Here is a 23,243-nt window from a genome sequence, read left to right on the forward strand (position 1 = left end):
GACCCCCAATTGCCGGGGCGCGCCACTCCTCCGGCCGCCGCCGGCTCAGGTATGGCGATGTCCGGCTTCTGGCGCAACCTCGGTCTGATCATCGCGCTGGTGGTCCTCATCTCCGTTGGCCTGTGGACGGCCGGCGACCGCTTCGGCTCGGTCAACAATGTGCTGACCATCTTGCGGCTCGCTGCGGTGATCGGCGTGGTCAGCATCGGTATGACGTTCGTGATCACCGGTGGCGGAATCGACCTGTCCGTCGGCGCGCTCGTCGCCCTGGCCTCGGTCTGGGCCACCACCTTGGCAACCCAGGCGCTCGCGGAGGACTTCCACTGGAGCGTGATCGTCTTCACTGCGGTCGCGGTGGGCGCGATGTGCGGCCTGATCAATGGAGTGGTGATCGCCTACGGCCGTGTCGTGGCGTTCATCGCCACGCTGGCCAGTCTCGCGGCGGGCCGCGGCCTGGCCGAGCTGATCTCGAACCGGCGCACCCAGATCAACAGGGTCGACGAGTTCACGGCCGCCTTCGACCGGAACATCCTCGGCATCCCGATGCTGGTGTGGATCTTCGGCGTGGTCACCGTCATCGGCTGGGTGGTCCTAAACCGCACCACGTTCGGTCGCCGCACCTTTGCCGTCGGCGGCAACCCCGAGGCCGCGCGCTTGGCGGGCATCAACGTGAAGCTGCACACCATGTGGCTCTACGTCTTGCAGGGTGTCTGCTGCGGGATCGCCGCGGTGATGATGATCGCGCGCACCACGACCGGATCCTCAACCCACGGCACGCTCTACGAGCTCGACTCCATCGCCGCGGTGGTGATCGGCGGCACGTTGCTGACCGGCGGTCGGGGCACGATCGTCGGGACCGTTTTCGGGGTGCTCATCTTCACCACGATGACCAACATCTTCACGCTCAACAACCGCGACATCTCCGAGCAGGCCATCACCAAGGGCGTGGTCATCATCCTGGCCGTGCTCCTGCAGCAGTACCTCGCCCGGAGGGAGCTGAAGAAGTGAGATGACCCACCCACCCCGGCGCCTCGCCATACCTGCCAGGTCTGCCGCGCAGCCCGACGTTTCACCCACAATCCACCGCCAGAGCACCACCACATCCCCCTCCAGGAGAACAGCATGAAAATCCGCACCTCCCTGATCGTCGGCCTCAGCGTCGCCGCGATGACGTTGACGACCGCGTGCACCGGCAACGACCCCGCCACGGACACGCCCGAACCCTCGGCAGCCCAGTCCGACACCGGCAGCTCGGACGCCTCGGGCGGCGCCACCGGGGACGCCCCAGCAGACGCCAGCGGCAATGACGCGTCCGGCGACACGGTCGTCATCGGCTTCTCGGCCCCGGCCGCCGACCACGGCTGGATGAGCGCAATCACCAAGAACGCGCAGGACACCGCCGCGAAGTACCCCGACATCGACCTCAAGGTCGCGGAGGGCACCAACGACGTCAACCTGCAGATCAGCCAGGTCGAGACCTTCATCAACGACAAGGTCGATGCGATCGTCATTCTGCCCTTCGACGGCGCCGCGCTGACCGCCGTCGCGACCAAGGCGATGGAGGCGGGGATCACGGTCATCAACGTCGACCGCGAGTTCGACTCGACATTCGCCGCGCGGGCCACCGTCCTTGGCGACAACTACGGCATGGGCGTCTCCGCCGGGACCTACATCTGCGACCAGCTCGGCGACAACAAGGACGCCATCGTCGCGGAGATTGCCGGCATCGACTCGCTGCCGCTGACCCAGGACCGGTCCAAGGGCTTTGCCGAGGCCCTCGACAAGTGTGGCCTGAAGGTCGCCAACCGCGTCGCCGCCGACTTCACCGTGGAAGGGGGCGAGCGCGCAGCATCCAACCTGCTGCAGGCGCTGCCCAAGATCGACGCCATCTGGAACCACGACGACGACCAGGGCGTCGGCGTCCTGGCCGCGATCAAGAACGCCAACCGTGACGAGTTCTTCATGGTCGGTGGCGCTGGGTCAGCCAACGCGATGCGTGAGATCCAGGCAGGCGACGGGGTCCTCAAGGCGACCGTCATCTACCCCTCCACGCAGGCCGCCGACGGCATCATGCTCGCCCGCCTCATCACACAGGGCAAGCACCTGAGCGACCTGGTCGAGGTCGAGGTCCCCCGCACCATCCAGCTCAACGCCCCGGTCGTCACCAAGGACAACGTCGAAGAGTTCCTGCCGACCGCCTTCGAGAGCTGATCGCGATGACTGCACCAGGAGTGACCAACGGCACGATCGGTGTCGGGATGATCGGCTATGCCTTCATGGGCGCCGCCCATTCCCAGGCCTGGCGCAGCGCTCCCCGCTTCTTCGACCTGCCCGTCCGTCCGCAGATGCGCGTCATCTGCGGGCGCGACGGGGGCAAGGCCGAAGCGGCCAGGGCACAGCTGGGTTGGGATGAGGTCGAGTCCGACTACCGGGTCGTGCTGGCCCGGGACGACATCGGACTCGTGGACATCTGCACGCCTGGCAACACCCATGCCGAGATCGCGATCGCGGCACTGGCAGCGGGCAAACACGTCCTCTGCGAGAAGCCGATGGCCAACACCGTCGAAGAAGCCGAGGCGATGGCGCAGGCGGCGGCCGAGGCCGCCGTCCACGGAATCATCGCGATGGTCGGGTTCACCTATCGTCGCGTCCCCGCCATCGCGCTGGCCCGCGACCTGGTCGCCCAGGGACGGCTCGGCACCCTGCGCCACGTCCGCGCGCAGTATCTGCAGGACTGGATCGTTGACCCGCAGGCACCGCTGTCGTGGCGCCTTCAGAAGGAGTCGGCCGGCTCCGGTGCCCTGGGTGACATCGGCGCGCACATCATCGACCTCACCGAGTTCATCACCGGCGAGCGCCTGGAAAGCGTCTCTGGGCTCCTTGAGACCTTCATCAACCAGCGGCCGATCCCCACCCAGGCCTCCGGTCTGAGCGGGACCGGCGGCGACACGATGGGTGCGGTCACCGTCGACGACGCGGCGCTCTTTTTGGGCCGCTTCAGCGGTGGCGCGGTGGCCACCTATGAGGCGACTCGCTTTGCCACCGGCCGCAAGAACGCCATCCGGATCGAGGTCAACGGTTCCGACGGAAGCCTCGCCTTCGACTTCGAGTCGATGAACGAGCTGCACTTCTTCGACAACACCACGGACGTGCAGACCCAGGGTTTCACCCGGATCCTGGTCACGGAGCCCACCCACCCGTATGTGAGCGCGTGGTGGCCACCCGGTCATCTGCTCGGCTACGAGCACGCGTTCAGCCACCAGGTCGTCGACCTGATGGCCAGCCTGGGTGGGCAAGCCGGTCCACCTACCCCCAACTTCGCCGACGGTCTGCACGTTCAGCGCGTGCTGGCCGCGGTGGAAGCAAGCGCCGCGAGCGGCACCTGGACCCAGGTCGAGCCCGACGGCATACCCGGAAGGAAGTGACGAGACATGCCTCGTCCGATCACGCTGTTCACCGGCCAGTGGGCCGACCTCCCGTTCGAGGAGGTATGTCGTCTGGCCTCAGGTTGGGGATTCGACGGCTTGGAGATCGCCTGCTGGGGCGACCACCTGGACCCCTGGTCCGTCGACGAGCCCGGCTACGTCGAGGGCAAGCTGGAGATGCTCGACCAGCACGGGCTGAAGGTCTTCACCATCTCCAACCACCTCAAGGGCCAGTGCGTCTGCGACGACCCGATCGACCAACGCCATCGCGACATGGTCTCTGCACGCATCTGGGGTGACGGAGAGCCCGAGGGCGTGCGGCAGCGGGCTGGCGAGGAAATGAAGTTGACCGCCAGGTTGGCCGCCAAGCTCGGCGCCACCACGGTGACCGGCTTCACCGGCTCCTCGATCTGGAAGACAGTGGCGATGTTCCCGCCCGCTTCAGAGGAGATGATCCAGGCCGGCTATGACGACTTCGCCACTCGGTGGAACCCCATTCTGGACGTCTTCGACGAGGAGGGCGTGCGTTTCGCCCACGAGGTCCACCCCTCCGAGATCGCCTATGACTACTGGACGACGGTGCGCACCCTGGAGGCGATCGGTCACCGCGAGGCCTTCGGTCTGAATTGGGACCCCAGCCACATGATCTGGCAGCAGCTGGACCCACCGACCTTCCTGCTGGATTTCGCTGACCGGATCTATCACGTGCACTGCAAGGACTCCAAGGTCGCCCTCGCCAACGGGCGCAACGGCCGGTTGGCCTCGCACCTGCCCTGGTCCGACCCCCGCCGCGGCTGGGACTTCATCTCGGTGGGCCGTGGGGATGTGCCGTGGGACAGGTGCTTCCGCACCCTGAACCACATCGGCTATGACGGTCCCCTGTCGGTCGAGTGGGAGGACGCTGGGATGGACCGGTTGGTCGGCGCACCCGAGGCCCTCGCCTTCGTCCGCGCGACTGCGGTCGACCCGTCTGACGCGGCGTTCGACGCGGCGTACAACACCGGAGCGGAGTAATCCGCGGGCGGTGCGGTGGCTCTGGGTCGCGGGGGCGGTCCAGAGCCACCGCAAAGGGTTGACCCGTGCGCTCGAAGGGGACGACCTTCTCAGGAGTCCAGGTAAGCGGCTGGATCGTCGATGACCGCACCGAGCTGCAGCAGCGCCGCGCCGGTGGCACCAGCCACGTCGTCATGGTCGCGGGAAAGGGTCACCTCGACCCAGTCAGCTGCCATCACCCGCTCACGCAGCAGCGCTTCGATCCTGGGGGCCAACCGGTGGAGGAGGTCACCGATCTCACCACCGAGCACGATCGTCGACACGTCGAGGAGATTGACCACGCCAGCGAGCACCACCCCGAGCGCATCGGCAGCCAGCGCGACGGCCTCCCGACTCCCGAGGTGCCCGGCCTCTGCCCGGCGACCCAGCTCGGCCAGCGTCGTCTCTGGCGGCAGACCGGCGCGAGTGGTCATCGCGAGCCGCCCGGCGTAGCGCTCCAGACAACCCGTGGACCCGCAAGGACAGGCGTCGCCGTCCGGCAAGTACGTCATGTGCCCGATCTCGCCGGCGAATCCCCGTGCCCCTGCTTGCACGCGTCCGTCGGTCACGATCGCACCGCCGATGCCGATCTCGCCGGAAAGATACACGAAATCACGGTGTGGGCCACGCCGACCGGGTCGGGGCTGGGCGACCGCGTGCGCCGCAAGGGTCGCTTCATTGCCGAGGCGGAGGGGGATGTGTCGCAGCACGTCATACAACTCGGTGGCCGGTTCCACCTCGCGCCAGCCCAGGTTCGGAGCCTTCAGCAGCCGGTGACCGCTCGCGTCAACGAGCCCGGGCAGCGCGAGTCCTGCGCCCAGCACCCGAAGCCCAGCAGGGGCGGTGGCCAACACCTCCCTCACGTGTGCCGTCAGCTGCCCCAGACCTACGTCGGGGTCGGACCCGACCAGGTTGGGCTCAGATCTCGACTCGACCAGCACGTCCCCGCGCAGGTCAATCAGCAGAGCCACCACATGGGCGGCGTTGACCTGAAGGCCGAGCGCTGCGACGGTCCCCCTCGCCGGGCTCAGCGGCGTCGGCGGCCGCCCCGGACCGGAGAGCGTTGCCTTGCCCTCCTCCACCAGTGCACCCGCCACCAGGTCGTCGACCAACCGGGACACCGTGGATCGCGTCATCCCCGTCGCCGCCGCGACACCGGCTCGAGAGATCGGCTCGACGGCCTCGCAGATGCACCGCATCACCACGCTCAGGTTGGTCTCCCGCAGCGTCGACTGTCGGGCCGAGCTCGGCAGCTCCACGGGCGAGGGGACAGGGGGCATGGGATTCAGAGTACGCAACGGCGACCGCTCTTTCACCCCCGGACACCCGCTCATACCGCGTATAGTTTTGCCACACAACCAACCAGGAGGCACTCCATGACCAACTCCCCTGCTCAGGACAAGTTCACCTTCGGGTTGTGGACCGTGGGCTGGCAAGGGGTCGATCCCTTCGGGTCCGCCGTGCGGCCGGTCCTGGACCCGGTGGAGTCCGTGCACCGGCTCGCTGAGCTCGGCGCGTATGGCGTGACCCTCCACGATGACGACCTCGTGCCCTTCGGCACCTCCGCCGGGGAGCGCGACAAGATCATCGCCCGGTTCCGCGCGGCGCTCGCCGAGACTGGTCTGGCCGTGCCAATGGTCACGACCAACACCTTCAGCCACCCCGTCTTCAAGGACGGCGCCTTCACCTCCAACGACCGAGACGTGCGCCGGCTGGCCCTGCGCAAGGTGCTGCGCCAGGTCGAGTTCGGCGCCGAGGTCGGGGCGCAGACCTTCGTCATGTGGGGTGGTCGCGAGGGCGGGGAATATGAGGGCTCCAAGGACTACGGTGCTGCTCACGAACGCTACCGGGAGGGCATCGACACCGTCGCGGCGTTCATCAAGGACCACGACTATGGGATGCGGATCGCTCTGGAGCCCAAGCCGAACGAGCCCCGTGGCGACATCCTGCTGCCCACGATCGGTCACGCGCTCGGCTTCATCGCCACCCTTGAGCACGGCGACATCGTCGGCGTCAACCCAGAGGTGGGGCACGAGCAAATGGCCGGCCTCAACTTCACCGCCGGCATCGGTCAGGCGCTGTGGGCGGGCAAGCTTTTTCACATTGACCTCAACGGCCAGCACGGCACCCGCTTCGACCAAGACCTCGTCTTCGGACATGGCGACGTGCTCTCGGCATTCTTTACGGTGGACCTGCTGGAGAACGGCTTCGCTGGCGGTGGCCCCACCTATGACGGCCCGCGCCACTTCGACTACAAGCCCTCCCGCACCGAGGGGATGGATGGCGTCTGGGCCTCGGCAGCAGCCAACATGGAGACCTACCGCCTGCTGCGTGAGCGTGCGATCGCCTTCCGCGCGGACCCCGAGGTGCAACAGGCCATGGCCTACTCCGGCCTGACCGAGCTGGCGCAGCCCACTCTCTCCGACGGCGAGACCACCGCAGACCTGCTCGACTGGGACGTGGAGACGATGCAGGCTCAGGCCGACCGCCTCGCCGAGCGCGACTATGGCTTCGTGCGCCTCAACCAGCTCGCCCTCACCCATCTCCTCGGAGCTCGCTGACATGAGCTTGGTCGCCGGGATCGACTCCTCGACCCAGGCCTGCAAGGTCGAGATCCGAGACGCGGCCTCCGGCACTCTCCTCCGCTCGGGTCGGGCCGGGCACCCCGACGGCACGGAAGTCGATCCCGAGGCATGGTGGGTCGCACTGGGAGAGGCGGTCGCCCAGGCTGGTGGCCTGCGCGACGTCTCCGCAGTCAGCGTCGCCGGGCAGCAGCACGGCATGGTCCTCCTCGACGAGGACGGCGCGGTGCTGCGCGAGGCGATCCTGTGGAACGACACCCGTTCTGCCCCGGACGCCGAGCAGCTCCGGACCCAGCTGGGCGAAGAGGCATGGGTGGAGCGGACCGGCTCGGTGCCGCTCGCGTCATACACCGTCACCAAGCTTGCCTGGCTGTCCCGCCATGAGCCGGCCATCGCCGCCCGGGTGCGCGCCGTCGCGCTCCCCCACGACTGGCTGACCTGGCGGCTACGTGGCTGCACCGACCTCTTGGACCTGGTGACGGACCGCTCGGACGCCTCCGGCACGGGGTACTGGTCGCCGAAGGCGGGGACCTATGACCGCGGCCTGCTCGAACTGGCCCTGGGGCACGATGCCGCGCTCCCCCGCGTCGCAGCACCGAGCGAAGCACTGCCCGTGCGCAAAGGCAGCCTATTCAGCCCCGGCACGGTCATCGGTGCCGGAGCCGGTGACAACGCCGCCGCCGCGCTGGGACTTGGCATTGGCCCCGGGCAGGTCGTCATGTCCGTCGGGACCTCCGGGGTGGTCAGCGCGTGCTCACCCGTCCCGGCGAGCGACGCCAGCGGCTTGGTGAGCGGCTTCGCCGACGCAACCGGACGCTATCTCCCACTCGCCTGCACGCTCAACGGCGCAAGGGTGATGGACGGAGTCGCCAGGCTCCTAGGCGTAGACCACCAACAGCTGTCCGAGCTCGCCCTGTCTGTGCCCGCCGGCGCCGACGGATTGGTGCTGGTGCCCTACCTCGAAGGCGAACGCACCCCCAACCTGCCCACGGCGACCGGCGCGCTGCACGGGATCACGCTCGCCACCCTCTCGCCTGCCCACCTCGCGCGAGCCGCCGCGGACGGAATTTCCGGCAGCCTCGCGGTCGCGCTCGGAGCCCTGCAGTCACAAGGCGTGCAGGCCCGACGCATTTTCCTCATCGGGGGCGCGGCGGCCTCCGCTGCACTCCGTGACTCGCTGGCGACGATGCTAGGTCTACCCCTGGAGATCCCACCCGCCGCTGAGTATGTGGCTCGCGGCGCCGCCCGCCAGGCGGCCTGGGCATTGGCCAGCAGCCCTGAGCCCCCGCCCTGGGAATGGGACGGACCCGCTGAGTTCACCGAGGCTGGAACGGGTGGAGAAGCGGTGCTCGAGCGCTATCGCGCCGCCGCGGATCTGCACCTGGATCGCATCGGCCGGGCACCGGACCGGCCACATCGACAGGGAGCGCCCCTCGCGCCCGAGTAGGGTCGCAACCGTGCTAGCTGAACCGGAGGGACCCGCCCTGCTGACCTTCGGGCACGGCACGCTTGACCACGACGGTCTGTGCCAGTTGCTCAGCGAGGCTGGTGTGCGCAGGCTCGTCGATGTCCGCCGCTATCCAGGCAGTCGAACCAACCCCGCCGCCAAGCAACCCGCCCTCGAGGCCCTGACCGCCGAGTTGGACGTCAGCTATCGATGGGACGACCGTCTCGGCGGCCGTCGCCACCTCCCCGCGGCAGAGTTCGCGCAGAGCCCGGACACGTGGTGGCGCGTCAAGCAGTTCCAGTCCTATGCCACCTGGACCCGCTCCCCAGATTTTGGTGCTGGCCTTGCGGACCTGCTCGGCGACATACCGCAGCAGCGCACCGCGATCATGTGCTCCGAGGCGGTCTGGTGGCGATGCCACCGGCGGATCATCGCCGATGTCGTCCTGGGGGCGCACGGCATACCGGTCCTGCACCTGATGCACGACGGACGCCTCATGACCCACGAGCTGAGCGAAGGTGCGCGAATCCTTCCGGAGGGCGGCCTGGTCTGGGACGGCAGCGAGGCGCCGTGACCGATCACCCGACCCCGACCGGCCCGCTGCGCGGCCTGCGCGTCCTCGAGCTCGGCAACTACATCGCCGCGCCGACGACCGGACGGATGCTCGCAGACTTTGGCGCTGAGGTCATCAAAGTCGAGCGACCTGGCCGCGGAGACGAGCTGCGCAACTGGCGACTCTACGAGGGCACCACCTCGATGCTCTTCCGCACCCTCAACCGCAACAAGAGGTCGATAGTCGTCGATCTGCGGTCTGAGGCTGGCCGGGCGCTCATCCTCGATCTCCTACCTCATTGCGACGTCCTCCTGGAGAACTTCCGCCCCGGCACCCTGGAGAAGTGGGGCCTGGGGTCGGCAGCCCTGGACGCCGCCAACCCCGATCTCGTCCTGGCTCGAATCTCGGCGTTCGGGCAGACCGGTCCGATGTCGGCGATGCCAGGGTTCGCCGCGGTCGCGGAGGCCTACGGCGGCTTCCGCGAGCTGGTCGGTGAGCCGGACGGGCCGCCCGTGCGGGTGGGGGTCTCAATCGGCGACACGATCGCCGGCATGCAGGCGGCGTACGGGGTGATGATGTTGCTCTATCGACGCGCCGCGGAGGCAGCTGGCAACCCTGGCGACCACTCCTCCGGCCCGCCGCCCGCTCGTCCGCTGTCCGAGCGGACCGTGGACGTCGCGCTCAACGAGGCCATGCTGTCAGTCACCGAGTCGTTGGTCCCTGACTACGGCGCGTATGGCGTGCTCCGCACCCGGACGGGCGGACGGATGGAAGGCATCGCACCGTCCAACGCTTACGCCTGTGCCGATGGACGGTCGGTGGTCATCGCTGGCAACGGCGACGGGATCTATCAGCGGCTGATGGAGGCGATCGGGCGACGCGACCTGGGTGCCGACACGCACCTGCAGACCAATGCGGGTCGTTGGGCGCGCCGGGAGGAGTTGGATAAAGCCATCGGCACCTGGTGCGGGGGGCGGGAGAGCACCGCAGTCCTCGATGCCCTGTCTGCCGTCGGCGTGCCGGCCGGCCCGATCTATCGCGCCGACGACCTGGTCGCCGACCCTCAGCTTGCGGCTCGGGACATGATCCAACGACTGGACGTCTCCACCGGCGAAAGAATGCTGGAGGGCGTGCCTTTCCCGGGGATCGTGCCGGTGCTCCGCGGTCGGTCCGAGCCGATCCAGAGCCTGGGCCACGACCTGGGTGCGGACACGGGTGCAGTGCTCCAGGAGGTGCTGGGCTGGGGCGACGAGCAGGTCGCAGCCTATGAGGCGCTGCTCATCGAGGACGGAAACTGACCGGATCGTCCTGACGGCGACCTCCCCGCAGTGGCAGGCTGCTGGTGATGGACGCAACGTTGACGGCACGAGAGTTCCAGCTCGCCGGGGGCACCCAGGACTGGAGGGTGCTGGGTCGCGGTGCTTGCGCATGGTTCGAGGCGCCCTCTCACGCGACCGGCGACATGTTGGCGCGCCGGGTTATGGAACTGTGCGAGGGGCAGGGCTGGACGGTCCCCGACCTCGACATCCGGCCGTGCGGCATCCGGGTCTACGTCGACTACCCACCAGCCGGTTTCACCGACGCCGAGGTCGCCCTCGCCGGCGCGATCTCCACCGCGGCAGCAGAGCTCGGCCTGCGCGCCGACCCCGCCGCTGTCCAGGACGTGCAGCTGACCTTCGACACGCTCGACCAGTCGTCGGTCATGGACTTCTGGGGAGGTGTGCTCGGCCACGAGCGGAGGGGTGAGGATGACCTTATCGACCCGGCGCGGCGCCTCCCACCTCTGTGGTTCCAGGACCAAGACGCGCCGCGACCCTTGCGCAACCGTCTTCACCTCGATGTGGTCACCGCCTCGGAGGTCGCCGTCGCGACGCTGGCGTCCGCGAGGGCGGCCGGAGCAGCGGTCCGCGAGCACGGCTACTACGCGACGGTTGCCGACCCGGAGGGCAACGAGGTCGACATACTCCCCCTGCCCGAAGGGTCCGACCGGTGGACGGGCCAGGACACCGAGGATTGGCGCCTCGTCTTCTCCGCGGTCGCCTGCTATGCCACGCCCTCCATGGCAGCATCGATGCAGCTTGCCGAAGCAGTCGCCCGCCTCGCTGATGCCGCGGATCTATCCCTCGGCATCGACGTGCGGCCCGACCTGGTGACGCTCGACAGCGGCAAAGACGCGTGGGAGCTGGACGACGGTTACGAACAGCTGGCCGCACGGATCCAAGAAGCCGCCCGCGCGATGGGCTTGACCGCCGACACCGCGCGACCGCGCTTCGTCCAGGTCGGCATCGACGCCGTGGATATTCCTGCGGTCCGCGGCTTCTGGCGGGCAGTCCTGGGGTATGAGGAGGACGGTCGGGACCACGTCACGGACATCGTCGACCCGCAGCAGCTCAACATGCCGCTGTTTTTCCAGGACCTGGAGCCCGGTGAGGACGCGCGCCGCGCCCAGCGCAACCGCATCCACCTCGACGTCTACCTGCCAGACGACCTCGTGCGTGCGCGGGTCGACGCGGGCCTGGCCGCCGGCGGAAAGGTCCTGTATGAAGCGAAGGCGCCGCTGTGGTGGACGCTCTCCGACCCGGAGGGCAACGAGGTCGACCTCTGCGTGTCGGTCGGTCGCGAGGAGATGTGGGCGCCCGCTCCCTCCTGACCTTCCACGGACAACGGTCCACGAGCGTCTCTTTCTCACGGCTGGGCGTGCCAGAATGCGTCGGTGTCCGCGCTGCAATCCTCAAACGTGACCCGCCGTTGGACGCGCGCCAGCATCCTCTTCGCGATCACCGTCATCGTCCTGCTAGGGATGGTGTTTGGGCTGAGCTACCTGGGGCACGAGGTCTATGAGGCAGTCACGGAGGGCAATGGCGTCGCGGCCATCGATCATCCGGTGCTGGACCGTGCCATCGCCCTGCGCTCCCCTGCGTTGACGGACGCAGCAGTCGGACTGACGCTGCTCGCCGGACGTGTCGGCTCCCCCGTGCTCACGCTGCTTGCGTTGGGGCTGCTGACGTGGCGTCGCAGGGACTGGACCCCGGTGGCCCTGATCGGCGCCACCATGACCGGAGCGCTCCTGCTCACGATCGCAGGGAAGTCTTTTGTGGGCCGCGTCCGCCCGCCCCTCTCCCTCGCCCTTCCGCCTTACGAAGATTCTCCGTCCTTCCCCAGCGGACACACCCTCAACGCCACCGCTCTCGCCGTCATCGTGGGCTACCTCGTCCTCCTGACCGTGGCGAGCCGACTCGGTCGTGCGCTCGCGATCATCCTTGCGCTCGGTCTCGCACTGGGCGTCGGGTTAAGCCGGGTCTACCTCGGCCAACACTGGCTCACCGATGTGTTCGGCGGCTGGTTGATCGGCACCGCATGGGCGCTGTCAGTCATCATCGCGCACCGACTGTGGCTCTACGTGCGCTCCTCAGACCGTTAGAGCAGGGTCGCTAGTCCCCGGATCATCGCGCTGAGTCCTCCGAGGCCAGCGATCACCAGCGCTGCAGTCGCGGCGTGGCTGGCACTGATCCTTTTGGTCGCGTATCCGCCGAGCGCGATACCCACCAGCACCGCGAGGAGTGCCGCTGGCAGCACCCAGACCGGCGGCAGCCCCGCCTCCACCGAGCCAAACACGGTCTTGCTCGCCACCGAGGCGGCACCCATCGTCATGAAGACGGGCTGCATGCTCGCCGCGAAGTTTCGGTGGGTCCACCGTACGAGCCGGGCATGAACGACCACGACGGGGGCAGAGACGCCTGCCACCGTGTTGAGCATGCCGCCGACGGTGCCGGCCAGTGGCGTGATCCACCACGTGCGCACATGCGGGAGCTTGCCTAGTTGCGTCATCAGGACGGTGATCCCGATGGCTCCTAGCACCACGGCGCCGACCGTGACCTGCAACCAGGCCACTGAGAGATTCTTGACGACCAGGGCGCCCACGATCGCTCCGGGCGGCACGCACGCCATGATCAGCAGGGCACGTCGCCATTCGATGTCCTGCCGCATCGCCAACATCAGCAAGAGCGCCGAGACCATCGTGGTCGCGTTCGTGATGAGCACGCCCGGGCCCGGACCCACCAGCAGGGTCAGCACCGGAGCCAGGACGAGACCCATCCCGGTGCCCGACACCCGCTGCAGGATGGCGCCGATCACGACTGCCATCAGCACGAGCGCCGCCATACCGCTCGATAGATCCATCGGTCAGACCTCCGACAGGAGAGGCGCAACTGGGCGGGCCGTCGTCGTCGCCGTCATATCGCCTTCTCGCTGACTTGGGAGTTGTATATCAGTGTTTGCCGACACCCCGCCGGAGGTGAACTTTATCGATCAGCGCCAGCAGGCGGTAATCGTCGCCATCAGCCTGGTGTGCTCACCCACCCATAGGCAGTCGACACGCGGTCTGGGATCGTAGGGCAACCAACTTTGGAGGCGCGATGACCCTCACCCACGACCTCGCCGCACAGGTTCTCACGTGGCACGCCTGGCTGGACGCCCATCCTGAGCCGGCGTGGCGTGAGCACGAGACGACCGCATACCTCGTGGAGCAGTTCGCCGCGATGGGGATCCCCTCGAAGCGGGTGGAAGGCCGCACCGGCGCGATCGCCGAACTTGGTGAGGGACCACGCTGGGTGGCGGTTCGTGCGGATCTCGACGCGATCTGGATGGGGGGAGACGATGGATATGCGGTGCATTCGTGCGGGCACAGCGCCCACATGGCGGTGGTGCTCGGCGCAGCCTTGCTGTTGCGCGACCGATCGCTGCCCGAGGGAGTCGGTGTCCGCTTCCTTCTCCAACCAGCGGAAGAGACCGGGACGGGGGCGTTGGAACTCATCGAGCGCGGGGCTCTCGACGGGGTGAGAGACCTGTTCGGGCTGCACCTGCGCCCGATCGAGGAGCTGGAGAATGGCAGATTCGCGCCGGCGCTGCACAGCGGCGCCTCGGTGACGGGCATCGTCACCATCTCGGGCGAGGACGCTCACGGCGCCCGACCTCACCTGGGGCACAACGCGATCGACCCGCTCATCGCGCTGCACCAGGTGCTGTCAACCATCCGCTACGCCCCCGGCGAGTCCTACTCAGCCAAGATCACGCGCATCCGTGCCGGTGGGGCCAGCCTCAATGTCATCCCGGGTATCGCTGAGGCTGCCATCGACGTGCGGGCCCAACGCAACGAGGTGATCGAGGGCCTGCAAGAGCGGATCAGCGAGGCTGCCAGCGGCATCGCCGCGACGTATGGCGTGACGGTGGACGTCGTGTGGCGTGATGGGACCCCGGGAGCCGAAGTGCACCCGGAGGCCGCCGCCACCTTGGCCGTCGCCATCCGCGAGGTGGCCGGAGAGGACGCCTTTGCCGAGGAGATCATCACGCCGGGCGCCGACGACTTCCACTACTACTCCTTCGGCCGGCCCGAGCTCCGTTCAGCCATGCTGGCCGTCGGAGTTGGCCTGACCCCTGGCCTGCACGTCCCCACGCTGAAGTACGAGACGGGTCCGCTGCCCACCGCCGCCAAGATCCTGGCCCGCGCCATCGAGCTCGCTGCCCAGCGTGACTAACCTGTCGGTCACCGGGCCCTCACAGCACCTTGCCGAGAAAGGCCTTCGTCCGCGTGTGCTGCGGGTTGCTCAGCACGTCGACTGGCCTGCCGCTCTCCACGGCGACCCCGTCGTCCATGAAGACGACGGTGTCGGCGACTTCGCGTGCGAAGCCCATCTCGTGAGTGACGACGATCATGGTCATCCCCTCGCTGGCTAGTCCGCGCATCACGTCGAGCACCTCGCCGACGAGCTCCGGGTCCAACGCGGAGGTCGGCTCGTCGAAGAGCATCAACTTGGGCCTCATCGCCAGCGCCCGGGCGATCGCGACTCGCTGCTGCTGGCCACCGGAGAGCATCGCGGGGTAGGCGCCCTGCTTGTCCGCGAGGCCGACCCGCTCCAACAACGCGATGGCACGTTCCTTGGCTTGCCCCGACTTCTCACGTTGGACCTGGACGGGGGCTTCCATGACGTTGTGCAACGCGGTCATGTGCGGAAAGAGATTGAACCTCTGGAACACCATGCCAATGTCCAGCCGCTGGGCGGCGATCTCCTTCTCTCGAAGCTCGTAGAGTTTGCCCTCGTGCTCGCGGAAACCGACCAAGTTTCCGTCGACGCGCAGCGTGCCGCCATCGAGGCGCTCCAGATGGTTGATGCACCTCAGGAACGTCGACTTGCCTGATCCCGACGGCCCGATGAGGCAGAGCACCTCACCGTTGTTGACCTCCAGATCGATGCCTTTGAGCACCTCCAGGCGCCCGTAGCGCTTACGCACGCCGACGGCCTCGACCATCGGCTTGCCAGGTCGCGACAGGACTGGGGTATGCGGTGTGGTCGTCATCGCGTCCTCCCGGGCGCCAGATTAGTCAGGATCCGCCTCAATGGACCACCCACCGGCGCATCGCGGCGGTGCCCGCGAGCGAAGCGCTGCTCCAAGAAGTACTGCCCCACAGAGAAGACCGAGGTCAGCACGAGATACCAGATCGAGACGGTGAAGAGCAGCTCGATGACCATGAGGTTGTTGGAGTAGATCCCCACGGCGGACAGCAGCAGTTCGGAGAACTGCACCGCGTAGGCCAAGGAGGAGGTCTTGAGCATGTTGATGAACTCGTTGCCCGTCGGGGGGATGATCACCCGCATGGCCTGTGGCAGCACTACCCGCCGCATCGTCCCGCTGGGTGACATTCCGAGGGCCTTGGCTGCCTCCGTCTGACCCTCGTCGACCGAGTTGATGCCAGCCCGCACGATCTCGGCCATGTAGGCGCCCTCGTTGATGCCCAGCCCCAGCAGCGCTGCGAGGAAGGGTGTCATCAGGGTGTTGGTGTCAAAGCTCACCAGGCCAGGCAGCCCAATGGTGGGGAACACCAGGGACAGGTTGTACCAGACCAACAGTTGGACCAGCACGGGAGTTCCACGGAAGAACCAGATGTAGAGCCACGCGACGAACGAGGTGACCGGGTTGGCAGACTTCCGCATCACGGCGGCGACCACGCCGAGCACGATGCCAACGAGCTGGGCGAGCACGCTGATCAACAGCGTGTTCCACATACCGTGAAGGATCCGCTTGTTGGTGACGTAGTCGACTGTCACGCCGTAGTCGATATTGCCGCGGGAAAAGGCCCAGACCAGGCCCGCAAGCAGCACCAGCACGACGACGGCGCCTACCCAACGCCCGTAGTGGCGCACCGGGATCGCGACGGGGTCTGCAACTCGCCGTTCGCCGGTGCCCGCAGGTGCGGACGCGCTCACCTCACTGGCCCCCGTTAACCGTGGCCTTGTCGATCGCGCCGAGGGGAACCTCATAGGCATCGATCAGCTTTTGATAGTCACCGGAGTCCATGACTCCCTGCAGCGCCTGCTGCAGGGAGTCCCTCAGGGCAGTGTCCTCCTTGCTGACCCCGATCCCAAGAGGTCCGGCCTCGATCTGGTCGCCCACGATCTCGAAGTCGTTGCCACCACCAGAGGTGCGCGCGTTGTAGGCGGCGATCGGGTAGTCCTGCATGCCAGAGTCGGCGCGGCCATTCTTGACCTGCAACATCGCTTCGGTCTCGCGATCGAAGGCAAGCACCTCAAGCGGTTCCTTGCCGTCGGCCTCGCAAGCCGTGCTCTGGGCGCCAGACACTTCTTCTGCGGTCGTGCCGCGCTGGACGGCGAGCGTCTTTCCGCACAGGTCAGCGGCGGACTGCAGGCCCGCCGGGTTGCCCTTCTTGACCAGAAGGACGCCGCCTGCGTTGTAGTAGTCGACGAAGTCGATCTCCTTCTGACGCTCCGCCGTATCGCTCATCCCCGAGATCGCCACGTCGATGCGGCCCGACTTCAGTTGAGTGATGAGCCCGTCAAACTGTGCGTTGTTCCACACGAACTCGACCCCGAGCTGCGGTTCGAGCAGGTCGGCGAGCTCGACGTCGAAGCCGACGGCGTTGCCGGAGTCGTCGAGATACTCCATCGGCGCGTAAGCCAGGTCGCTGCCGACCTGGATCGTGCCAGCCTTCTGGATGTCGGCAGGCAAGGAGGCGAACAGGGTCGCGGACTCGTTCTTGCCAGCGGCAGAACTCTGCACGCTCACGTCGCCGTCGGTCCCGCTTCCGCAGGCAGCGAGCAAGGAGACAGAGAGCAGGGTGGCGCCGAGGCGCAGGGTGGTGGAGGTGTTCACGAAGGTCTCCTCGTGGTGAGTGGGTTGCTACTGACGTTGGGCGAAAAAGCGAGGCTCAGTCGAGTGGGACGGTGGAGATGGCGGTCGTGACCTCCTCGAGCACGTCAGGCAGCACGTCGACGCCGATGCCGGGACCAGTGGGAACGCTCAAGTGGCCGTTCTCGATGACGAACGGTGCCGTGAGGTCGGTCTCGTAGTAGCGGTTTGACGCCGACGTGTCACCAGGGAGAACAAAGCCGGGGAGCGCCGCGAGCGCCAGGTTGGGAGCGCGCCCGATGCCGGTCTCGAGCATCCCGCCGCACCAGACGGGTATGCCATTGGCGTACGCCACATCGTGGATCCGCCGCGCCTCGAGGTAGCCGCCGACACGCGATGGCTTGACGTTGATGATGTGGACGGCGCCCAACGCGATCGCCGTCGCGGCATCGCGAGCGGAGGTGATCGACTCGTCGAGGCAGATGGGCGTTGTGATCCGCTTGGCAAGTTCGGCGTGGCCGCGCAGGTCATCCTCGGGCAGTGGCTGCTCGATCAGGAGAAGGTCGAACTTGTCCAACTGCGACAAGTGGGGTGCATCCGAGAGCGTGTAGGCAGTGTTGGCATCGACCTGCAGCAGGACGTCGTCGCCGAAGGTCTCGCGCACGACGCGGACAGGCTCGAGATCCCAGCCGGGCTCGATCTTCAGCTTGATCCGCAGATAGCCCTCCTCGAGGTAGCCGCTGACCTTGTCCAGCAGTTCGGGGATGCTGTCGTAGATCCCCACGGAGACGCCCGTAGGCACCTGCTCCTTGACCGCACCCAGGTAGCGCGCGAACGGCATACCAGCGCTGCGCAACTCTGCATCCAACAGCGCAGTCTCCAGCACGTGCTTGGCCATGAGATGGCCCTTCACGGGCGCGAGAGCGGTCGCTACCCGGGCCGCCCCGAGGTGGTCACCGAGGGCAAGAAGCCGGGGCAAGAGGTGCGCACGGATGACCATCTCGGCCGCGGGAAGAAACTCGGAGCTGTAAAGAGGCTCCGGCTCAGCGCCACACTCCGCCCACCCCTCACTGCCGTCGTCGGTCACGAGACGGACCAGGAAAGTTTCTCGGTCATAGCTGGTGCCGAAGGAAGTCCGGAACGGGGTGACCAGCGGGATCTTCACCCACCGGATCTCACAGTGCTTGATCTTCATGCGGTCTCTCCTTGGAGGTGGTACCAGCCGGTCCGACTGACGGCGTGGACGCTCAGTCCAGCCGCGAAGGCCTCCTGCATCCAGTTTGCACTGGATGCTCGCCAGGCTCGGGCCTGCTCAGGGTGATGACCCCTCAGTGCGACGATGTCCGGCGGCACGCGCAGCCACCGATCAACCCCCGCCACCACCAGCGCAGGCGTGCCGTCCGGCCCGTCCTCGACGTGTGCGCCAGCAGGTGCCGAGCGCACAGGATCGATCTCGTGCTCAGGCAGCACCCCTTCGCCAGCCGCGAGCGCCCGGCTCGAGCGCAAGTCCCACTGGGCCACGACCCGGTCCCCGACATCCGTGCCGTTGAGGTCGTCGGCCATGTGTCCGTAGAAGGCGACCTCGTAGGCGCGCACGACGGCGCCGAGGCGGCTGATGTTGAAGCGCGCATTGCGGGCGACGAGCGGGTCGAAGGTCCAGCGCATGACGTCGAGCCCGTGCTCCAGCGCCCAGAAGCGCTGGTGCTGCTTGAGCGTGCGGCCAATGCCGCGGTCCCCCGCGTTGGGGGCCGCGGCGGCGAGATAGCCGTAGCAGGCGCCCGGCTCATCTCGCCCCAGGACCGCAGCACCGAGGAGTTCACCGGTCGTGGTGTCATGCGCGGCGTTGACCATGCCTCCGGCGTGCACCATGCTGCGCATCGCCTCGCTGTGCATCGGCACGCCTTCAGAGCTACGTCCCCAGACCGCGGCGAAGAGGGCGGAGATCTCGCGCAACTGCTCGACCTCCTCGACCACAACGAGCTCGACACCGGCGCGCGCAGCGCTCGTCCGGACAGTGCGCCGCACCCGTTCGAGAACGTTGAAGCCGGTCGGCTCCTGGTGGCTACTCGTCATGTAGAGAACTCTGACCGCAAGGTGCCGGGCCGGGCGTTGTCTACCGGTCCAAGTTGTCTACGATTCACTTGTGTCGTTGCACACGAACCTCCCCTCCTTCCGCCGGACGCTACCCAGCCTCGGGACGCTTCTCGACGCGTTGGGCCAGTCGACCCTGCGGTTGGTCTCCGACGAGGCGGCGCGCGATCTGGCAATCACCCAGACGGTCCTGCATGACCCGGGGTGCCCGGTCCCCGAGGCTCATCGTGGGCTGCTGCTCGGCGTTGGCCTGAAGCCGGATGGGGAGGGCCTGCACGAGGTGCTTGCGGACGCCGCCACCGCCGGCTATGCGGCGGTGGCGGTGAAGCGGCATGGCCGTGAGGTCACCCTGGGCGCACGTGCGGCGGACTCCGTCGGCATCGCGCTGCTCGTCGTGGACGACGACGTGGAGTGGCTGCAACTGGACCGCCTCGTCGAAACAGCGCTCTCGGGGACGGGCGCCGGCGCCGACGCTGTGATGTCCTCGCTGGCCGTGGGGGACCTCTTCTCGCTCGCCAATGTCATCGCCGCGGCAACGGGAGGAGCGACTGCGATCGAGGACCTCAGTCGGCGCGTCCTGGCGTATTCGGCCGTCGGAGGGCAGCGGATCGACGCCGAGCGTCAGGAGGGCATCCTGGGCCGGCAGGTGCCGGACCTGCCGCTCAACGACGAGCAGTATGCCCGCCTCTACCGCGCGCCCGGCGTGGTCGGCTACCCCGCGACTGACACCGGACTCGGTCGCCTGGCAGTCGCTGTCCGCAGCGGCTCCGAACCGTTGGGATCAGTATGGATCGTCGTGCCGGAGGGTGGCCTTCGGCCCGATGCCGAGCAGGTAGTGGCATCCGCCTCTGAGATCGCCGCCTTGCATCTGCTGCGCAACCGCAGCAGTCACGACGCTACCCGCCAGCGACGCACCGACCTGGTGCGCCGCCTGCTCGAGCACGATGACCCGGCGGCCGCTCGCCAGCTCAACGTCACCGACCCAGGACGGCTCTGTGTCGTTGCGATCCAGCCGTCCGAGAAGGGAAGCCCCGTGAGCAGTCCAACACGCTCTGCGGCGGCCACCCCTTCCGTGGACGTCGGCCGACTTCTCGACGTCGTGACCCTCGAGCTCGAGGCCCGCCTCGGCCCCACCGGCTGCGTCGACTCGGCCGGCCGTGTCTACGCTGTCGTCGCTATCAGAGAGTCGCCTGAGCGCACCCGTGCCGCCATCGAGGGTGCGGTCCGCGGAATTGGGCACGCGCTGCATACCTCTCTCGCCTGTGGGATCTCTCGTCCCCTTCGTGCCGCGTGGCGCGTGTCGCTCGCCCGCGAGGACGCCGACCGCGTCGTCGATCTGGTCCTGGTCGGCGCGACGCCCGGTCCGGTCGCGAGCGCATCCTCTCTCGTCGACAGCCTGCGGCTCCTCTCCCTCGCGGACCAGCTCCCTGACCCGGCCGAATTGTCGGAGACTGCGGCCGCGATCTTGGCGTATGACGTCACTCATGGCACCGACCACGCAGACCTGCTGCTCTCCTGGCTCGAGAGTCGGGGGGACACCCGAACAGTGGCGCAGCAACTCGGCGTCCACGTCAATACCGTGCGCTACCGGCTCGGGCGTCTCGAAGAGGTACACGGGCTGGACCGCTCCGACCCCGACCAGCTCCTCCTGCTGTGGCTTGCGCTGCGCCTCAGACGTCACGGACGGCCGACCTGAACCATCCGTCCCCGATCGTCGTCTTCGATCGGTCACCCTGACCCACCATCGGTCACCGGCTCAGGGGGTGCCCACCTACCTCGCGTCGACCTCCGGTCCGAGCCCACCTCCCAGCACAGCAGCTCGGTGGTCTGCCGCCTTGCCCACGTAACCCAGGATTCCTGCCTCCATACCAGCGAGTTCGTCCTGCGTCAGCCCTCGCCTCACCTTGGCGGGGACACCGGCGACCAGCATGCCGTCGGGCACCACAGTGTCCTCCAGCACCACCGCTCCGGCGGCGACCAAGCATCGCTGACCGATCACGGCGCCGTTGAGCACGACGGCTCCCATGCCGATGACGCTGCCGGATCCAACCTTGCAGCCGTGCAGCACGGCCGCGTGGCCCACAGACACCCGATCGTCGATGTGGGCCGGACTGCCGAGGTCGGCGTGGATCACAGCGTTGTCCTGCAGGTTGACCTCTTGGCCGAGGGTGATCTGCTCAGCATCCCCTCGGACGGAAGCGCCATACCAGATGCTGGACCGGGCGCCGATGGTGACGCTGCCGCTGACCGCTGATCCAGGGGCCAGCCAGCACTCTTCGTGAAGCTCCGGTTTTCGGCCCGGCAGCGCAAGGATGATCGCCCCCGGCCAGTGCGAGCCGTCATCTCTCGTAGGTTTCGTACCAGTCATGGCTACCTCAGTCCGTCTTGTGTCGTGGCTTCTGGCCGAACTCCACAGTTGGTCTCGGCGATGTCGGCAACCTACTAGGGCTGTCCCTCGATCTGGGGGACGGCGCACGAGCAGGTACGGCCCCGTATGCATGATTGATCGCCCGGCCGGTCGGCCGGGTGCGGGGCGGGTTCATCTGAGATGCCAGATAACGCCCCGGCCAGTCACGGTGGCGGTGAGGTCCCGGTCGTGGACCCACGTGTGGTGCCGGGGGCACAGCAGCGCGTAGTTGGACAGATCTGAGCGACCTCCGCGGGACCACCAGATCACATGGTGCGCCTCGCACCACGTCGCCGGCACAGTGCACCCGGGGATCGTGCAACACCTGTCTCGCCGTGCCAGATTGACGCGCTGCCCCGGGGTGACGAGTCGTCGTCGGACACCTTGATCAAGGATCTCGCCATCGCCGCCGAGCACCATCGGGATGATGTCGGCCTCACACGCCAGCCGTCGGATCGAGTCCGCGGCCACCGAAGCCCCGTCCATCGTCTCTCCGCACCCGGGGAGACCCGCCTTCTCGGACAGCTTGTGCGAAAGAACCTCGAGGTCGACAGTGACCGCCAGCATGGCCTTCGGCGTGGTCGGCTGTCCCCGTGACCCAGCCACTCCACGGCTTATCACGGTCATCAGGGCGTCGTATCGACGCTGACCGGGAGTGCGCCGGTCCTCCTCTCCGGTCGCGTCCACCTCCTCGCGGGACGCTGGTGCGGCCAGCGGCGAGGTGAGGACGGCGCGGACAGCCTCGTAGTCGGCATCGTCACCGAACGTCATGATCAGTCGCTTAACACTGCCATCGGCCAGATTTGACTCGTGTACGTCACGCAGCGCGCGCCGATACTTGTTGGCGTCGTCGTGGACTTTCTCGGGCAGGCAACGGCGCAAGAGCTCGCCCACCGCCCGGCCCACGCCCGCATCATCGGTCGCCGGGTCACAGCCAACGGCGGCCAGCGCCTCCACGGCACCGGCGTAGAGGTCGGTCGGAACACCTGCCCGGATCCGCTGCAGGGACCTCAGGACACAGGCACCCCGCGCCACAGACATGCTCCCTGACAGCACACCGTCCAGGACGGGGGCGTGCACGGGCTCTCTGCTGCCGGTTGCTAGTTTGGACAGATCCCTGACCACCGAGGGGTCCACGTCGGGGCTTCGTGCAACGAGCCAGTCCACGAGACCAAATCCAGACTCGGTGTGCAGGCCGCGCCCGGCGCTTTCGCAGGCCAGCCGCAACCGAGTCCGCATGAGCATCCCTGCGGCCGCAGCGAGCGACTCGAGACCACCCGCGACCTCGCTGTCCTGCAGGCGCGACGTGTCATGAGCGGCTATTTCTGCCAGTGCGGCTCCACGCTTGGTCTGGCTCAAGGAACCGGCGACCACCTCGCCTGGAGGGCGCACCGGCGGAAGTCCACTGGCGGCCCAGGCAGAGGCACCCACTCGGACAACGTCACCGCCCCAGATCTTCTTCATACGAACAATTGTACGAATTGGCGCTGACATACCTTCCGCACGATCACGAGTGCACCTCGGCGACCGCTTGGTGTGGCAAGACCGACCGCCCGGTGTGGCA

Annotated in this window: 21 protein-coding genes; 12 read left to right on the top strand and 9 right to left on the bottom strand. The window is 67.6% G+C overall.

From position 1 onward, the window contains the following. Positions 1–51: 51 nt before the first annotated feature. The 4 genes from Q4P07_RS01410 (at position 52) to Q4P07_RS01425 (ending at position 4,439) form a co-directional block, all read left to right on the top strand. On the top strand, positions 52–1,008 hold the full coding sequence (locus tag Q4P07_RS01410) for an ABC transporter permease (protein WP_303373124.1): 957 nt from the start codon (positions 52–54) through the stop codon (positions 1,006–1,008). A gap of 114 nt (positions 1,009–1,122) precedes the next feature. Next, complete coding sequence (locus Q4P07_RS01415) at positions 1,123–2,211, top strand: substrate-binding domain-containing protein (protein ID WP_303373094.1); 1,089 nt, start codon at positions 1,123–1,125, stop codon at positions 2,209–2,211. A gap of 5 nt (positions 2,212–2,216) precedes the next feature. Further along, positions 2,217–3,425 carry a Gfo/Idh/MocA family protein gene (locus Q4P07_RS01420; protein ID WP_303373095.1) on the top strand — a complete coding sequence of 403 codons (1,209 nt, stop codon included), beginning with the start codon at positions 2,217–2,219 and terminating at the stop codon, positions 3,423–3,425. Positions 3,426–3,431: 6 nt separating this feature from the next. Continuing rightward, a complete protein-coding gene (locus Q4P07_RS01425; protein ID WP_303373096.1) occupies positions 3,432–4,439 on the top strand; it encodes a sugar phosphate isomerase/epimerase in 1,008 nt (335 codons plus the stop codon). A gap of 89 nt (positions 4,440–4,528) precedes the next feature. Here the strand turns inward: Q4P07_RS01425 and Q4P07_RS01430 are convergent, their stop codons facing one another. Then, complete coding sequence (locus tag Q4P07_RS01430) at positions 4,529–5,737, bottom strand: ROK family protein (protein ID WP_303373097.1); 1,209 nt, start codon at positions 5,735–5,737, stop codon at positions 4,529–4,531. A 96-nt stretch (positions 5,738–5,833) separates the two neighbouring features. Between Q4P07_RS01430 and xylA the strand changes: the two genes are divergently transcribed. From xylA to Q4P07_RS01460, 6 genes are all read left to right on the top strand, one after another. After that, positions 5,834–7,018, top strand: a complete 1,185-nt coding sequence (gene xylA, locus Q4P07_RS01435; protein WP_303373098.1) for a xylose isomerase — start codon at positions 5,834–5,836, stop codon at positions 7,016–7,018. A gap of 1 nt (position 7,019) precedes the next feature. Continuing rightward, positions 7,020–8,486 carry a xylulokinase gene (gene xylB, locus Q4P07_RS01440; protein ID WP_303373099.1) on the top strand — a complete coding sequence of 489 codons (1,467 nt, stop codon included), beginning with the start codon at positions 7,020–7,022 and terminating at the stop codon, positions 8,484–8,486. A 10-nt stretch (positions 8,487–8,496) separates the two neighbouring features. Beyond that, positions 8,497–9,060 carry a DUF488 family protein gene (locus tag Q4P07_RS01445; protein WP_303373100.1) on the top strand — a complete coding sequence of 188 codons (564 nt, stop codon included), beginning with the start codon at positions 8,497–8,499 and terminating at the stop codon, positions 9,058–9,060. Further along, the gene (locus Q4P07_RS01450; RefSeq protein WP_303373101.1) at positions 9,057–10,337 is read left to right on the top strand and encodes a CaiB/BaiF CoA-transferase family protein; all 1,281 of its coding nucleotides are present in this window, start codon (positions 9,057–9,059) and stop codon (positions 10,335–10,337) included. The genes Q4P07_RS01445 and Q4P07_RS01450 overlap by 4 nt, the downstream gene beginning before the upstream one ends. 47 nt (positions 10,338–10,384) lie before the next feature. After that, positions 10,385–11,689 carry a VOC family protein gene (locus Q4P07_RS01455; RefSeq protein ID WP_303373102.1) on the top strand — a complete coding sequence of 435 codons (1,305 nt, stop codon included), beginning with the start codon at positions 10,385–10,387 and terminating at the stop codon, positions 11,687–11,689. Between the two features lie 63 nt (positions 11,690–11,752). Next, on the top strand, positions 11,753–12,460 hold the full coding sequence (locus Q4P07_RS01460; RefSeq protein ID WP_303373103.1) for a phosphatase PAP2 family protein: 708 nt from the start codon (positions 11,753–11,755) through the stop codon (positions 12,458–12,460). Here Q4P07_RS01460 and Q4P07_RS01465 read toward each other — a convergent pair. Beyond that, positions 12,457–13,218, bottom strand: a complete 762-nt coding sequence (locus tag Q4P07_RS01465; RefSeq protein WP_303373104.1) for a sulfite exporter TauE/SafE family protein — start codon at positions 13,216–13,218, stop codon at positions 12,457–12,459. The two genes, Q4P07_RS01460 and Q4P07_RS01465, sit on opposite strands and share 4 nt — an antisense overlap. A 236-nt stretch (positions 13,219–13,454) precedes the next feature. Here Q4P07_RS01465 and Q4P07_RS01470 point away from each other — a divergent pair, with 236 nt between their 5' ends. Beyond that, complete coding sequence (locus Q4P07_RS01470; protein ID WP_303373105.1) at positions 13,455–14,573, top strand: amidohydrolase; 1,119 nt, start codon at positions 13,455–13,457, stop codon at positions 14,571–14,573. 19 nt (positions 14,574–14,592) lie between these two features. Here the strand turns inward: Q4P07_RS01470 and Q4P07_RS01475 are convergent, their stop codons facing one another. From Q4P07_RS01475 to Q4P07_RS01495, 5 genes are read right to left on the bottom strand one after another with little or no spacing between them, the layout of a single operon-like run. Next, the gene (locus tag Q4P07_RS01475) at positions 14,593–15,393 is read right to left on the bottom strand and encodes an amino acid ABC transporter ATP-binding protein (protein ID WP_303373106.1); all 801 of its coding nucleotides are present in this window, start codon (positions 15,391–15,393) and stop codon (positions 14,593–14,595) included. Beyond that, positions 15,390–16,301, bottom strand: a complete 912-nt coding sequence (locus tag Q4P07_RS01480; protein ID WP_303373107.1) for an amino acid ABC transporter permease — start codon at positions 16,299–16,301, stop codon at positions 15,390–15,392. Before Q4P07_RS01480 ends, Q4P07_RS01475 begins: the two co-directional genes overlap by 4 nt. Before the next feature lies 1 nt (position 16,302). Further along, on the bottom strand, positions 16,303–17,205 hold the full coding sequence (locus tag Q4P07_RS01485; RefSeq protein WP_303373108.1) for an ABC transporter substrate-binding protein: 903 nt from the start codon (positions 17,203–17,205) through the stop codon (positions 16,303–16,305). 55 nt (positions 17,206–17,260) lie between these two features. Further along, positions 17,261–18,376: an o-succinylbenzoate synthase gene (gene menC / locus Q4P07_RS01490; protein ID WP_303373109.1), complete on the bottom strand. Its 1,116-nt coding sequence runs from the start codon at positions 18,374–18,376 to the stop codon at positions 17,261–17,263. Further along, a complete protein-coding gene (locus Q4P07_RS01495) occupies positions 18,373–19,254 on the bottom strand; it encodes a GNAT family N-acetyltransferase (protein WP_303373110.1) in 882 nt (293 codons plus the stop codon). The genes menC and Q4P07_RS01495 overlap by 4 nt, the downstream gene beginning before the upstream one ends. A gap of 70 nt (positions 19,255–19,324) precedes the next feature. Here Q4P07_RS01495 and Q4P07_RS01500 point away from each other — a divergent pair, with 70 nt between their 5' ends. Next, positions 19,325–20,968, top strand: coding sequence for a CdaR family transcriptional regulator (locus Q4P07_RS01500; RefSeq protein ID WP_303373111.1), 1,644 nt, complete (start codon positions 19,325–19,327; stop codon positions 20,966–20,968). Positions 20,969–21,043: 75 nt separating this feature from the next. Here the strand turns inward: Q4P07_RS01500 and Q4P07_RS01505 are convergent, their stop codons facing one another. Next, positions 21,044–21,640, bottom strand: coding sequence for a gamma carbonic anhydrase family protein (locus Q4P07_RS01505; RefSeq protein ID WP_303373112.1), 597 nt, complete (start codon positions 21,638–21,640; stop codon positions 21,044–21,046). 171 nt (positions 21,641–21,811) lie between these two features. Next, positions 21,812–23,143: an HNH endonuclease signature motif containing protein gene (locus tag Q4P07_RS01510; RefSeq protein WP_303373113.1), complete on the bottom strand. Its 1,332-nt coding sequence runs from the start codon at positions 23,141–23,143 to the stop codon at positions 21,812–21,814. Positions 23,144–23,243 lie beyond the last annotated feature (100 nt).

It is taken from the genome of Ornithinimicrobium sp. (genome assembly GCF_030537745.1).
Lineage (GTDB): Bacteria > Actinomycetota > Actinomycetes > Actinomycetales > Dermatophilaceae > Ornithinicoccus.